Genomic DNA, 13,853 nt, shown 5'->3' on the forward strand with positions numbered 1-13,853 from the left:
ATCCCGACCCGCCGTCCAGCGCGGATCTCGCCGCTGTCCACGCTCGATACAGCGCCGGTCGCGGCGATACAGCGGCTGTCCAGCGGCCCTGATACAGCCGATGTATCAGGGCAGGGCAGCGATGAACGCCGTCCGGTGCCGACCGGTCTGCGGTACGGCCTCCGCCGTCAGCGGAGCGTCTGCGGGAGCCAGTACCAGGGCGTGCTCCAGGTCGCTGGACGTGCTCACAGCCACCGCACCGGCCTGTTCCAGAGCGAGGTGCGCGGGTACGGCGTACATCCGGAAACGGCGTGGACCGACGGCGAGCGCATCCCACTCCTCGGTGAGCTGATCCGGGGTCAGGCCGGCGAGTACCTCGGTCAGCTCGTCCGGTCCGAGTGGTACGGCCCGGAAGCTGCGGCGACGGAGCCGCCTGGTCAACCGCCGGACCGTGTTGGCGAGCAGCAGTTCCAGCTCGGTGTCCTGTGGACGGTCTGTGGACCGGAGCGCGGTCAGGGCGATCCAGGCACGACCGGGGCGGCGCAGCAGCTTCAGCCGCAGACCGGTGTGCTCGTCCAGCAGTTCGGTCAGCGTCAGTTCGGGAGGTACGTCGGTCTCGAGCAGCACGGTGATGCCCTCGGACCGGACGATGGTTCCTGCTCCGTCCTCGAGCTCACCGCGCGCGCCCTCCAGTGCAACGAAGCGCGTACCGCGGACCAGGTACGCCAGTGCCAACGAGAGCCACTGGTACGACCACAGGCCCCGCCGACAGGTCGCCGTCAAGCCAACGGTGACCACTCCGAGCAGTCCGGCGAGCGCAGTGGTCAGCCAGCCGCGACCGATGGAGGCCGCGACAAGACCGGCCACCAGTTGCCAGCACACGATCTGCCCCGGCCGTACGCGAAGCACCCGCCGAACCTCGACGGGCGAAGGCACTACGACTGGGACAGGTGGTGCAGGTGCGGGAGCTACTGGCACCTGCGGTCGTGCGAGCGGGCGGGGCTGTGGCCGTGGCGGGACAGTACGAGGTGGAGCGACCGTACTCGTGACAGTCGTCGTTGCGACCGGTGTGGCTGCGGTCGGAACCTGTGGGACTGAGGTGGACGCGGTGGTCATGTGAAGAGCTCGTCGTCCAGGACAGGACCTGCGGCCATACGGCGACGCACAGGCGGCAGGGTGAACTGCTCAGGTGCTTCCTGCGCGGTACGGCCTTGCAGCTCGGGCTGGACACCGGTGTCGCGCAGAGCGTCGCGCTTCTTCTTGTTGCCGGACCGGGGCTCGTTCGATCCGCCGCCACCGCCGCCGCCCGGAGGTGGGGCGATCGCCGGCATGGCCCGTGCGGCGGCGGCCGACGCGGTGGCGCGGGCCGTACTGCCTGCCAGCGCGGGCTCGGTACCGGCTGCGATTCGTGCACCTGCCGCTGATCCCAGCCCACCCGTGACCGGCCGGACCGAGTTGGTCAGGGTGCCGAGCGAGCCGGCCAGCACCGCGGCGGGGATACCGCCGCCCGGCACCGCGGCCGACGTCGCCGCGGATACCCCGACCGTCGCGGGAAGCGTGGTCGGCATCGTCGTGGTTGCACCGGCCAGTGTCGGCAGGTCCGGGTGGATCAGCGTCCCCGGCAGCTGCGGCAGCTTGGTGTTACTGCCGAGACCGCTCGTACCAAGACCGCTGGACGCGAGTCCGCTGACCGTCGTCAGCAGCGTCGCGCCCTTGTTCATCGTGTCGAACAGCTTGCCTGCCGCATCCAGCACGTCCGTCACCGGCACCGACGGCGCAGGCGAGGCCGGCACCGGTGCACCGTTACCGCCAGGCCCCTGCCATCCCTGCGTCGGCGTCGGCACCGCGGTCGGTGCCTGCATGACCACCCCGACCGCTTCCATCATCCCCGCGCCGACCTGCTGCAGCCCGACGGCGACCTGCGCCGCGAACGGCCCGATGATCGGCACGGCGCTCAGCGACACGGCCGTGTCGTACCCGCTCTGCAGTGCGGGCATCACCGCCTGCGCCGCGTTCAGTGCCGTACCGCCGAGCCGTAGCGCCGCGGACATCGCGCCGGTGTACGCGGCCCACTCGCCGAGGGACGCGAGGCTGCCGACGACCTGGCCGTTGAAGGCCAGCTGCGACATCGAGCCGATGCTGAGCGGCCAGGTGGCGATGGCAGCGTTGGCCGCGCCGAGGTCGCCGTGGGTCGCGAGCAGCTGCTGGCAGGCCGAGCCCCACATGTCCGCGCCCGCGTGCCAGGGTTCCGCGCGCTGCCCGTAGAGCATCGCGGCCATCGCGTTGAGTTCCATTCCGAAGTACGCGCCCATGGTCAGCTCCGCAGCTCGTCGGCGAGTGCACGGTGCACTGTCGCGTTCGCCTGGTCGGTGGACTCGAAGCGGCCGGCGATCGACAGTGCCGACTCGATCAGCGAGGCGATCCCGTCGGTGGCCTGCAGCGTCACCGTGCCGGTGTGCTCGACGCAGAACCGGACGTGGGCCTCGACGGTCGCGCTCTCCGGCATCGGACCGGCCAGTGGCGGCGTCGCCTGGACCGTGCCGGAAACGGGCGTGACGGTAGCGAGCGGCGCGAGGGCCGCGAACTGCCGCAGCTCGTCGGGCACCACGGTCAGTGTTCCGATATCCATAGTTCCTCCTAGATCTGTCAGGGGCCGATCGGATACGTCGCAGCGGACGGGTCGAGTGCATGACCCGCAGGGAGCCGGCTGATCAGTTCCGCGGGCAGCCGCACCACAGGCGCCTGGTCGTAGCCGAGAACACCGAGTACGTCGTGACTGGCCAGCTGGTATCGCCGCCCGAGATCACTCACGAACGACAGCGCTCCTGACCCAGCGGGCTGTGCAGGCGATGCCATCGACTCGACGACGGCCCCGTGCCCTGGCGGTACGACGACCACATCAGCGAGCGGCAGACCACTTGGTCCGCGTCCTGCGGTCACCCCGGCGTCACCTGTCGCCGGCAGATCACCAGCGAGGGTGAACCGAGGTACGAACTCACCACCGGAGAACACGGCGCACGCAGACACGTCAGACGAGTCCGGCCGCGCAAACGTCGGCCTGGTGGGAGGCAAAGCAGAGTCAGAGGGAGCCGTACCAACACCACCCGAGACCTGTGCCACCACGGCCGGGTCCAGTGCAACAGCCTGCGGCACAGCACCCGGGTACGCCTTACGCGTAGCGGGCGCGGTCCGCTGTACGTCGTACTGCAGAGAGGTGATCGCTACCAGCTTGTCCCGTTGCAGCAGGTAGTACTGTCCCTGACCGGTCGAGGTTTGTACGACGTACAGCGTGCCGACTCGCCCTGGTCGTAGCAGCGCGGACGGGGTCCCAGCACCGGGCACGGAGATCGGGCCGAGCGGGGGACCGGACGGGACGAGGTCCAGCCACACGGACGGAACCCGCAGCCATGCCTCGTCGTTCAAGGCGAGCGCTGCGGCCACGGTCGCCTGCTGCTGGATCAGGTGCTTGTAGCCGTGCCAGATCAGGTAATGGCCGCCCGGCCCGACAGCCAGCAAGGAGTCCGCGGCGACACCGGACTGCTCAGTGCCGACCAGGAGGACCGACTGCACGGACGGACTGCCCGAAGAATCCACGGTCGGTTTGGCGCACATCGACCAGCCGCTCGACAGCAGCCGTCCCTTCGCCGGCAACGAGTCCGGTGCGTCCGGGATCCCCACGCGCTGACCACGCGGTACACCGAGCAGCGACTTGGCCGACACCGTCAAGGGAGCGCTGTACTTGTTCAGCAGCAGCAACGCCGACACGTAGTTCGCGGCCGGGTACAGCACCCCGTCGCGATACACGTACCGCGTGCCGGTCTCCTTCTCCACAATGACGCGGTCGCCGGACTTCCACGTCGTCTTCCCGCCCGGTGACAGCTGCCCGTACACGCCGCAGCCCACCAGTACGAGTACGGCGAGCCCGATGCCGACCATCATCGCCACGATGCCGCGGCGGAACGGCGGGTACTCCGGGTCCGTCTCGCGCAACAACAACGCATGGGTCATCCGCTGCTTGACGAACTGGTGCGACTGCAGCTGATCCCGTTTGGACGCCATCGGTCACCCACCCAGCCCGCGTACGTACGCGTACAGCCCGAGGACCCACAGCACGATCGGTACGACCAGCAGCACCAGCACCATCTCGGCGAGCTCCGCGTACCGGGCCAAGTACGCCCCTGGTTTGTGGCGCGCGTACCAGAGCCCAAGGAACGCCGCGACCGCAGCGAACAGCAACAGGCTGTACGGCGACTGCACGAGCAAGCAGCCGAGTCCTACGAGACCAGTACCGGTCAGACTGAGCCGATGCATCACAACGGGTAGCAGCCGCGCCCGCAGCAAGCAGATGCCGACAATCAGCACTACTAGTACTCGTCCCGGTGTCGAAGAAGACAGCACGTAGAGACAGCAGGCGAGGGCAAGAGCGAGCCCGGCGAGGATCCCTGTGTAAAGAGCAGCAGACCGCAGTACGGCAGCATGTACGAGTCGACGTGGTGGTTGCGGCGCGTCAGCCAACAAGTCCGCGGTGCTGGTCGGAAGAACGGGTTTAGGTAGCCGTCCGATCCGCATGGCCAGTGGTGCCGCCACTGGAATCAAGGCGACCGCAATGGCAGCTACAACAGCAGCAGACGCGAGCCATCCAGCAACGACCGCCAACACGCCCGCGGTGACTGCTGCGACAAACACTGCGGTATGGCGAGCGATCCCGACATACCCGAGCAGGCCGAAGAGCAACAGTGCGGCACCACCCGCCGTCAGCTGAGGTGTTCCAAACCCTGGAACCAGGGCTGCGCCGCCAACTACTGCGAACACCAGCGACAACGCGCCGGCCGTCGCTGCGGCAAGAGGCTCGCCAACCGCACGCGACAGGACGACACCGACGGCCATCAGCACACCCGCGCCGGCAAGCGCGAACAGTGCGTCGTGCTGGAGATACAGGGCGAGCAGCAGCGCGACCGCGCCGACGATCAGTCCACACCATCGGGAAACACCTGGCGTCCACGCGCGCCCGCTGGACCGGGCGTCGGTCGCGATCGCGTCCACCAGGTCGTCGTACTCCAGCTCCGGCCAGTGCTGGTGTGCCGGTGCGAGGTGCAGGATCTCGCCGTCCCGGACGTCCTGTCCGGCCAGGTCGAGATGGGTTTCGAGGGCCTCGCCGTCGGGGCGGCGCAGTACCCAACCGCCTTGGAGTGCGCCGAGATCGGCGAGGTCGTCGCCGGCGTGCCGGAGGATGCCGGGCAGCACCTCGGCCACCGTCGACCGCTCCGGCAGTGCCAGGTCGATGCGGCGTTCGGGCGCGTCGATGGTGACCTTGACCAGTCCACGAATGCTCACGTCGGCAACCGTGGCACGCACGGCATCGCACGGCCCGGTGCTTGCAGCTTGTGGACAGTCAGCAAGTGGCCGCAGCCTCCTGTACGCCCGCCGTGCCGCTTAGCGTCCAAGTCATGTCGACAGTCATCGTCAGCAGGCCGCCGCGGCGCGAGGGTCCCGCGTTGCCGAGCGGCGACGTCACGCTGGATCCGCCGCCGGCGTTGCCGCAGCCGGCGAGCAAGCAGCTGTCGCAGTACGTGATGATGGTGCCGATGCTCGCCGGTGGCGGCGCGATGGCGTTGATGTACTCGACGCTCGGCGGTGGCGGCAAGATGAGCTACATCGTCGGCGGACTGTTCGGCCTGTCCGCGCTGGGCATGGCCGCGGTCGCGTTCGCCGGGCAGGGCGCACCGCGCCGCGAGATGGCCCGCGCCCGGCGCGGATATCTCAGGCACCTGGCACAGCAGCGGATCCGCGCCAGACGAGCCGTCGGACAGCAGCGGAAGGCGTTGTCGTACCTGCATCCGGATCCGACGCAGCTGTGGACGTTGGTGGAGAGCTACCGCCTCTGGGAGCGACGCCGCAACGACACCGACTTCGCCATCGTCCGTGTCGGTACGGGAGCGCAGCCGCTGGCCACACCGGTCGCTCCACCCGACACGGTCCCGCTGGAGGAGCTGGAGCCACTGTCGGCGGGGGCACTGCGTCGCTTCATCACGACGTACTCCTCCGTACCCGGACTGCCTGTAGCCATGGCGTTGCGTGGCTTTGCCCGTGTGTACGTCGACGGCGACCCGGACCGCGCTCGTAGCCTGGCCCGTGCCCTGGTAGCACAGCTGGCGACGTTCCATTCGCCTGACGACCTGTTGATCACAGCTGTCATCGGTCCGGAGGCACGAGCGGACTGGGAGTGGCTCAAGTGGCTGCCGCACGCACACCACCCGGACAAGTCCGACGCACTCGGTCCGATCCGGCTGATCAGCAAGAGCGTCCCGGACCTGGAGTCGGTACTCGGAGACCTGCTGGCGCAGCGGCCCCGGTTCGACCCGGCTGGTACGAGCCGCGTGGACGGTCCGCACATAGTCGTACTGATCGATGACGGTGACGTGGCCGGCTCTGACCACCTGATGACAGGCAACGGTGTCGAAGGGGTCAGCGTCATAGACCTCGCTACGCAACCACCGCGGCTGCTTGACCGCTCTTCTGTGTTGCTGGACATAGCCGAAGACGGGGCACTTACCAGCGTCACCATGGACGGCGAGTCTGAGGTCGGTAAGGCGGACACGTTCACCATTGCTGATGCGGATGCCCTGGCTCGTCTCCTTGCACCGTTAAGGCTGTCTGCGGGCAGCGAGGAAGAGAGCTTCGCGTCGGTCTTCGGTCTGACGGACCTGTTGGGTCTCGGAGACCCGTACAGCTTCGACCCTGCCCGCCATTGGGGTCCCAGGCCGAACAGAGACCGCCTACGCGTGCGCTTCGGCGTTACTGCGGACGGTACGCCGGTCGAGCTCGACCTGAAGGAGTCTGCCCAGGACGGCATGGGGCCGCACGGCCTGCTGATCGGTGCGACAGGATCCGGCAAGAGCGAGCTGCTGAGGACCCTCGTACTGGCGTTGGCCGCCACGCACTCCTCCGACAGCCTGAACTTCGCACTGGTCGACTTCAAGGGCGGTGCGACCTTCACCAAGCTGGACAGGCTGCCGCACACCAGCGCGGTGATCACCAACCTCAGCGAGGAGCTCGCACTCGTCGACAGGATGTCCGACGCGATCGGTGGCGAGCTGATCCGTCGGCAGGAGCTCCTGCGGCGGGCAGGCAACTACGAGTCCGTCCGCGAGTACGAGCTGGCGAGAGCGGCCGGAGCCGACCTCCCCGAAGTACCGACGCTGCTCGTGATCTGCGACGAGTTCTCCGAGCTGCTGTCGGCGAAGCCCGACTTCATCGACATGTTCAACCAGATCGGCCGCCTGGGCCGCGCGCTCGGCGTACACCTGCTGCTGGCCAGTCAGAAGCTGGAAGAAGGCCGGCTACGCGGTCTGGACGCGCATCTGTCGTACCGGATCGGTCTGCGGACGTTCTCCGCGATGGACAGTCGCGTGGTGCTGGGGATCCCGGATGCGTACGAGCTGCCGCGGGCACCGGGACACGGCTTCCTGCAGATCGGTACTGAGACGCTGGTGCGTTTCCGGTCGGCCTATGTGTCCGGTGTACACCGGGCGGCAACTCGCATGGTTTCCAGCGACACCCCGGACGACGTAGCGGAGTACACCAGTGCCTACGTCTCCATGCCGGCAGCCGAGGTAGAGGAACAGCCGGAAGAGGACGGTGTTGGCGAGAAGCTGCTGGACATCCTCGTGGATCGCCTGGAAAACAAGGGGAAACCGGCTCATCAGATCTGGCTGCCACCGCTGGACGATCCGCCGGCGCTCACCAGCCTGCTGCCGGTGTTGACCGTCGATCCGGAGCGAGGCCTCACCGTTGCCGGTGCAGGCGGGCAGCTCCGCGTGTCGATCGGCCTCGTGGACAAGCCGCTCGAACAACGCCGTGACCCGTTCGTGGTCGACCTGAGTGCCGCGGCAGGCCATGCGGTAGTGGTCGGCGGTCCGCGCAGTGGCAAGAGCACGGCGATCCGCGCGTTGGTCTCGGCCCTCGCGCTCACCCACACGCCGCGCGAGGTGCAGTTCTACTGTCTCGACTTCGGTGGCGGGTCGCTCGCCGCGCTCCGCGAACTGCCCCACGTCGGCGGCGTCGCGCCGCGCCTCGACGTAGGCGCCGTCCGCCGGACGATCGCCGAGGTACAGCAGGTCCTTGCCGTACGGGAGCGGTACTTCGCCGAGCACGGCATCGAGAGCATGGCCTCGTACCGGGAACGACGGACGGCCGGTGAGTTCTCCGACGACCCGTGGGGCGACGTCTTCCTGGTCGTCGACGGCTGGCCCGTACTGCGTTCCGACTTCGAGGACCTCGAGGCGACCCTCGGTGAGATCGCCGGCCGCGGACTCGCGTACGGCGTGCACGTGATCGCGAGCTGTTCGCGCTGGTTCGACCTGCGCGGCACGATCCGCGACCTGTTCGGTACCCGGATCGAACTGCGGCTGGGTGACCCGTCCGACTCGGTGATCGACCGCCGCGCCGCGATGAGCGTACCGGCCGACAAGCCCGGGCGTGGTCTGGCCGACAAGGCGCAGCACTTCGTCGTCGCCACCCCGGACCCCGGCCTCGCGGCCCAGGTCGCCGCGGCCTGGCCGGTGTCGGGGGCACCGCGCGTACGGCTCCTCCCGCTGCAACTGCAGGAGGACGAACTGGCCGCCGTACTGCGGAGAACGCCGGCCGAGGGCCTACCGATCGGGCTGGCCGAAGGCGACCTGGGGCCGGCGTCGATCGACTTCGAGGCCGACCCGCACTTCCTGCTGTTCGGCGACACCGAGTCCGGGAAGACCGGCTTCCTCCGCAGACTCGCCAGGTCGATCACCGAGCGGTACGAGCCGACCGAGGCGCGGATCATCCTGGTCGACTACCGCCGATCGCTGCGGCTCACCGGCGCACATGTGATGGGGACGTTCTCCGAACCGCGCGGCGTCGAGGCGATGGTCGCCGACCTGATCCCGGTGCTCGAACGCCGCCAGTCCGGCGAATGGACCGGACCACAGATCCACGTCCTGGTGGACGACTACGACCTGGTCGTTGGTCAGACCTCCAATCCGCTCGGAGGCCTGATCGACTACCTCGCGCACGGTCGCGACATCGGTCTGCACCTGGTCGTCACCCGACGCAGCGGCGGCGCCGGGCGGGCGGTCTACGAACCGCTGATCGCCCGGATGCGCGACCTCGGTACCCCCGGCCTGCTGCTCAGCGGCGACAAGTCCGAGGGCCCGCTGCTCGGCGCCGTCAAACCCGAAACCCTCCCACCAGGCCGTGGCCGCCTCGTCGGCCGCCGCGGCGACACCCAACTCGTCCAGTTGGTCGAGTGCCCGCAACCCCCGGACGGAGAACAATGAGCGACCTCTCCTTTTCCGCACCCGAGCTGTACCAGTTCAGCAAGGACGCCGGCGCGATCAAGGTCCCCGGGCTCGACGGCGACACGGGCGGCGACCTGCAGGGCGGTATCCACGGCAGTGAGAAAGCGGCCGACACGTACGGCAAGGTCGTCACGGCCGCGGAGTACTACCTCGATCGCGCCCACCGCGGCCTGCAGGCGTTCCAGCGGCTGTCCAGCGACATCGCGCAGCGGTTCGACGGCCAGGACCACGTCAACGCGGACGAGTTCAAGAAGGTCTGGGACCCGGAACACCAGCAACTGCGTGGCAACCGGACCGCGGAGACGGCCCCGGCGGTTCCGCCGCCCGCGTCCGGTGACTCCGTTCCGACCTTCGAGCAACTGATGCTGGGGAACACCCGATGAACTTCTTCCTCGAAGCCGCCGGTCCGTACGCGGGCCGCCGGGACGTCGACAACATGTACGCCGAGTACAAGGCGCAGCCGTCCGGAACCTGGCGCGCCCACGCGCAACGCTGGACGAATCTCGGTACCTCGCTCACCCAGGCGTCCGGCGATCTCGACGGCGCGCTGCGGAAGGTCACCATCTGGCAGCAGAGCACCGGCTCCGAAGGCTGGCAGAGCTTCAGCGGCGAGGTCACCGCGGGCGTGAACTTCCTGCGTACCTGGCAGCAACTGGCGTCCGGGGTGGCGCAGCGCCTGAACGGCGCCGCCGACATGCTCGACGGCGCGGCCGGCACGATGGACCACCTGCTGCAGTACTGGAACGACGCGAAGGCCAAGGCCAACTCCGGCGACGGACCGGTGGTCGAGGCGGGCATGCGGGAGATGAACGACGCAGGGTTCATGGCGGCGATCGAGATGAACCTCTTGTCGGACGGGCTGGTCCGCGCGCTGGACGGCGTGCAGCAGGTGTTCGGTCAGCACGACTGGATGGGGCCGGTCGTCGCGAAGGACCGTACGCAGGACACCGGGGACGGGAATGGCCAGAACAAGGCCAACGGCGGCGACTCGGCGAAGACCACCGACGGCAAGGCGCCTGACGAGAAGGCGCCGGACGACAAGAAGCCGGACGACAAGCAGCCGGAGGCGAAGGATCCGGTCGAGGAGGCCGGGAAGGTCATCGACGTCGTCGGTAAGGGGATCGACCTGATCGGGAAGGTGCCGGAGAACCTCGACAAGTGGATCACGCTCGCGCAGCACGCGAAGGAACTGGTCGACCCGAGTAGTACGACCACTGCCACCACGACGGTGCCGACGACACCGAGCCTGACCGACGGCTTGCTGCCCGACCAGCCCGCGCTGGCCGGGAGTGCGGGCACCACGACCGCGCCGACCTTCCACCCGGAGACGTCGCTGCCACCGGTCACGGGCTCGGGCCATGTACCGATCGGTGGTGGTGGCGGCGGTTCGCTGGGCCACCTGTCCGGCGCGACGGAACGCAGTACGACGCCCGTGCAGAAGTCCGCGACCGTCGCCGGTTCGGCCGGCGCCGAGCCGACGCTTTCCGGAAAGTCGGCAACCGCTTCGCCGACCACGCAGCAGAGCACGCCGCCGATGTACCCGCCGCAGAACGGCGGTATGGGGGCCGGAGGCAACGGACCACGAGATGTCAGACCCGGTGCGGCCAACGGGCGGCGGCCCGGCTTCAACGTTCCCACCGAGCAGAGCGAGGGAGAGCGGCTCCGCCGGCACGGCGTGCAGTCCGAGCTGCAGGGACGTACGAACGGCGAGTCGCGGGCCGCCGCCGGCGTGCCACCGCTCCGCAAACGCAAGCGGTCGGTGGCCCGTCCCGTCGAGCGCGACGTCCTCGACGAGGACCTCTGGCGGATCTGACCGCAGTCAGGAACAAGACCAGCGTGGCACCGACCGGTGATCACGTACCGGCAACCCAGCAAGGAGGAACACCATGGCCGGTGTGGAGACCGAACTCGATCGAATGGTGCGGACGGCCACCGAAGCCGCCCGGATCGGCGACGCCCTGAAGGCGGTGATGACGTCGCTCGACAGCGCGATGAGCAGCCTGACGCCGATGGACGGCGAGATCAAGAACACGTTCTGGCAGGGCCACCACAACCACCTCGAAGCGGTGGACAGGCTGTGCCGGAAGCTGCACGGCATGTCCGACGGCATCACCACCTCGAAGGTGGCCTACGAGTCCCAGGACGCGAACAGCCAGCAGGTGTTCAGCCATCTCGGCACCGGCAGCGCGATCGACACCACCGTTCTCTGAGGAGGAACAATGTTGCTCAACTACCCGTTCGACCGGATGGCGCAGGGCGCGCTCGACATGGTGGGCGCGAACCAGAAGGTGACCGAGCTGCAGGGGCAGTTCCAGACCGCGATGCAGCAGTTGCTCGCGGCATGGAGCAGCCAGCAGGGCTCGCCGCAACTGCAGGAAGTGCAGCGGCTCTGGACGCAGGCCAACGAGGAGATCAACCTGGTGCTGCGGCGCCGGGGCGACGCGATGGACGAGTCGTGGATCGGCATGAAGCGCGCCGACGCCACCGCGGCCGACGCCGTCACCCGCTGCTGATCCTCGACAAAGCCCGGCCCACCACGCGGCCGGGCTTTGTCATGTGCGCCAGCCGCGTCGACGGCCGAGCGGTACGACGACCGCCACCACCAGCGCCAGCAAGGCCAGGACCCCTGCGAGCAAGGCGATCCGGCGACCGTCCGACACAGAACGATCCCAAGCAGCGGTACGCCGTTCCGCTGCCGCATCGACCTTCACGGGACGGACTCGCGGCAGTACCGCGGGCTTCGCCGTCGCGATAACGTCCTGCACCGCGCGGTACGGGTTCACCACACCGGCGCCGTACTGATCCGCCGGTCCGGCCGCGGGCGTCACCGTCGCGATGAGTCGTTGCGCCACCGCCGCGGCCGGCAGCCGAGGATCGGCCGAACGGACGAGAGCCGCCGTACCGCTCACGAACGCCGCCGCGAAGCTGGTGCCGTCGTAGTACCGGTGGCCGCGGACGCGGGTCGCCGCGAGTACGCCCCCACCCGGCGCGGAGATGTCGACGTACGGGCCGACCTGCGAGTTCGGCAGCCGGCTGCCGTCGATCGTCATCGCGCCGACGCCGAGGACGCCCGGGTACGCCGCCGGGTAGGTGACCGGATCCGGTCCCTGCTGGGCGTGGGCGTTCCCGGCCGCGGCGACGATCAGCGCGTCGTGCTGCTCGGCGTACCGGACGGCGTCGCGGACAGGCTTCTGGTCGACGTACATCGACAGCGAGATGTTGATGACCGAGGCGCCGGCGTCGACGGCGTACCGGATCGCGCCGGCGAACACCGTCGCGTCGACGGCCTCGCCCTGCTGTTCGCTGGCATCGCGTTCACTCACCCGGATCGGCAGGATCCGGGCGCCGGGCGCGATGCCGCGGAACCCGATCCCCGCGACCGGACGGGCCGCGATGATGCTCGCGACCGCCGTACCGTGCGAGACGCAGTCGAAGTTCGCCCGGGTGTCGCCTGGGGTGAGGAGGTCGCGGCCGGGCAGGACCGCGCCGCGGAGTTGCGGATGATCGGCGTCCACGCCGGAGTCGATCACGGCGACGGTCACGCCGCGGCCGGTGATGCCGGGCGGGACCCGCTCCGGCGCGAGCCAGGTCTGTGCCCAGGGCAACTTGTTCACCGGGGTGCCGCCCGGTTCGGCGGACTGACACATTCCGGCCGGTGGTACGGCGGACGCAGTCGCCGGACCACCCGCGACCAACAGGACGGCGGCGATCGCGGTCAAGCGAGCTCTGACAGTCATCACGTTCGCGACGGTAGGCCCCGGCCCGATCTGGCCACGGGTTCTGACCCCTTGTGGCCAAGGGCTGACCACGATCGCGTTCCGGACCGGACCCTGGTCCCATGGAACCGTCGGAGTTCAGACTCGGCCAGGAACTGGCCGCGCTCGGCCTGCACAACGAGCTCGAACGCTCGCTGTCCGCGATGAACGCGGTCCAGGCCGAGCTCGACACGCTCACCGCGACCGCGGTCTCGCCGGACCGGCTGATCAAGGTCACGATCGGTGCCCACGGCGACGTCCGCGAGCTCGAGTTCGACCCGGACGTCCTCCGCACCCAGGACCCGCAAGGTCTGGCCGCCGCGATCCTCGCAACGCTGTCCGAGGCCAGTACGATGATGGCCGCCAAGTTGGCCACCCGGTACGCCGAGTTGGCGGAGCGGCTGTCATGACCGAGGTCGACCTGGATGCCGTGTACCGGGCGGCCGAGAAGCTGCTGCAGCTCGGGTCGAGCAGCGGTGCAACGCTCGCTCATGCACTGAACGGGATCAGCCACGAAGCCGTCGCATCGGCCTGTGGCGGTGACGAGACCGGGGTCGAGATCTTCCAGGGCTTCAGTGCCCGCGCGGCCGCGCTGATCGACGCCGGTACGTCGCTGCAGGAGAGCCTGATGAACATCTCCGACGGGGTCTCCGCGTCCGCCAACCTGGTGGCGCAGGTCGACGGGCATAACGCGGACGCGCTCCGCGCCGCCGACCTCGGCCTGCTACCGAACGGCAAACCGCTGCCGACCGACGCGCAGCCGCCCGCCCCGACACCGGGTCGCTGA

General features: G+C 69.0%; 13 protein-coding genes. 7 read left to right on the forward strand and 6 right to left on the reverse strand.

Features of this window, described 5'->3' with window-relative positions; genetic code table 11:
- Window positions 1–105: 105 nt before the first annotated feature.
- The 5 genes from ACFYRU_RS14825 to eccD form a co-directional block, all read right to left on the reverse strand.
- Entirely contained in the window at window positions 106–888 is a 783-nt protein-coding gene (locus ACFYRU_RS14825) for a type VII secretion protein EccE (protein WP_387657899.1), read from the reverse strand.
- Between the two features lie 203 nt (window positions 889–1,091).
- Entirely contained in the window at window positions 1,092–2,291 is a 1,200-nt protein-coding gene (locus tag ACFYRU_RS14830) for a hypothetical protein (protein ID WP_387657902.1), read from the reverse strand.
- Between the two features lie 2 nt (window positions 2,292–2,293).
- Window positions 2,294–2,608, reverse strand: a complete 315-nt coding sequence (locus ACFYRU_RS14835; protein ID WP_387657904.1) for a hypothetical protein — start codon at window positions 2,606–2,608, stop codon at window positions 2,294–2,296.
- A gap of 17 nt (window positions 2,609–2,625) precedes the next feature.
- Complete coding sequence (eccB, locus tag ACFYRU_RS14840; RefSeq protein WP_387657907.1) at window positions 2,626–4,038, reverse strand: type VII secretion protein EccB; 1,413 nt, start codon at window positions 4,036–4,038, stop codon at window positions 2,626–2,628.
- Window positions 4,039–4,041: 3 nt separating this feature from the next.
- Window positions 4,042–5,313 (reverse strand): type VII secretion integral membrane protein EccD, encoded by a 1,272-nt coding sequence (eccD, locus tag ACFYRU_RS14845; RefSeq protein WP_387657910.1) that lies wholly within the window; start codon window positions 5,311–5,313, stop codon window positions 4,042–4,044.
- A gap of 113 nt (window positions 5,314–5,426) precedes the next feature.
- On the opposite strand from eccD, the gene eccCa reads away from it, so the two are divergent.
- The 5 genes from eccCa (at window position 5,427) to ACFYRU_RS14870 (ending at window position 11,824) form a co-directional block, all read left to right on the forward strand.
- The gene (gene eccCa / locus ACFYRU_RS14850; protein ID WP_387657913.1) at window positions 5,427–9,290 is read left to right on the forward strand and encodes a type VII secretion protein EccCa; all 3,864 of its coding nucleotides are present in this window, start codon (window positions 5,427–5,429) and stop codon (window positions 9,288–9,290) included.
- Window positions 9,287–9,694 carry a hypothetical protein gene (locus ACFYRU_RS14855; RefSeq protein WP_387657916.1) on the forward strand — a complete coding sequence of 136 codons (408 nt, stop codon included), beginning with the start codon at window positions 9,287–9,289 and terminating at the stop codon, window positions 9,692–9,694. Before eccCa ends, ACFYRU_RS14855 begins: the two co-directional genes overlap by 4 nt.
- Complete coding sequence (locus ACFYRU_RS14860; RefSeq protein WP_387657919.1) at window positions 9,691–11,124, forward strand: hypothetical protein; 1,434 nt, start codon at window positions 9,691–9,693, stop codon at window positions 11,122–11,124. Before ACFYRU_RS14855 ends, ACFYRU_RS14860 begins: the two co-directional genes overlap by 4 nt.
- A gap of 73 nt (window positions 11,125–11,197) precedes the next feature.
- Window positions 11,198–11,521 (forward strand): hypothetical protein, encoded by a 324-nt coding sequence (locus tag ACFYRU_RS14865; protein ID WP_387657922.1) that lies wholly within the window; start codon window positions 11,198–11,200, stop codon window positions 11,519–11,521.
- A 9-nt stretch (window positions 11,522–11,530) separates the two neighbouring features.
- On the forward strand, window positions 11,531–11,824 hold the full coding sequence (locus ACFYRU_RS14870; RefSeq protein WP_387657924.1) for a hypothetical protein: 294 nt from the start codon (window positions 11,531–11,533) through the stop codon (window positions 11,822–11,824).
- A gap of 39 nt (window positions 11,825–11,863) precedes the next feature.
- Here ACFYRU_RS14870 and mycP read toward each other — a convergent pair whose 3' ends face one another.
- Window positions 11,864–13,048 (reverse strand): type VII secretion-associated serine protease mycosin, encoded by a 1,185-nt coding sequence (mycP, locus tag ACFYRU_RS14875; protein ID WP_387658133.1) that lies wholly within the window; start codon window positions 13,046–13,048, stop codon window positions 11,864–11,866.
- Between the two features lie 101 nt (window positions 13,049–13,149).
- Here mycP and ACFYRU_RS14880 point away from each other — a divergent pair, with 101 nt between their 5' ends.
- Together ACFYRU_RS14880 and ACFYRU_RS14885 are read left to right on the forward strand one after the other, a co-directional pair.
- The gene (locus ACFYRU_RS14880) at window positions 13,150–13,476 is read left to right on the forward strand and encodes a YbaB/EbfC family nucleoid-associated protein (protein ID WP_387657927.1); all 327 of its coding nucleotides are present in this window, start codon (window positions 13,150–13,152) and stop codon (window positions 13,474–13,476) included.
- Complete coding sequence (locus ACFYRU_RS14885) at window positions 13,473–13,853, forward strand: hypothetical protein (RefSeq protein WP_387657930.1); 381 nt, start codon at window positions 13,473–13,475, stop codon at window positions 13,851–13,853. Before ACFYRU_RS14880 ends, ACFYRU_RS14885 begins: the two co-directional genes overlap by 4 nt.

This window comes from Kribbella sp. NPDC004536, from assembly GCF_042873835.1.
GTDB lineage: Bacteria > Actinomycetota > Actinomycetes > Propionibacteriales > Kribbellaceae > Kribbella.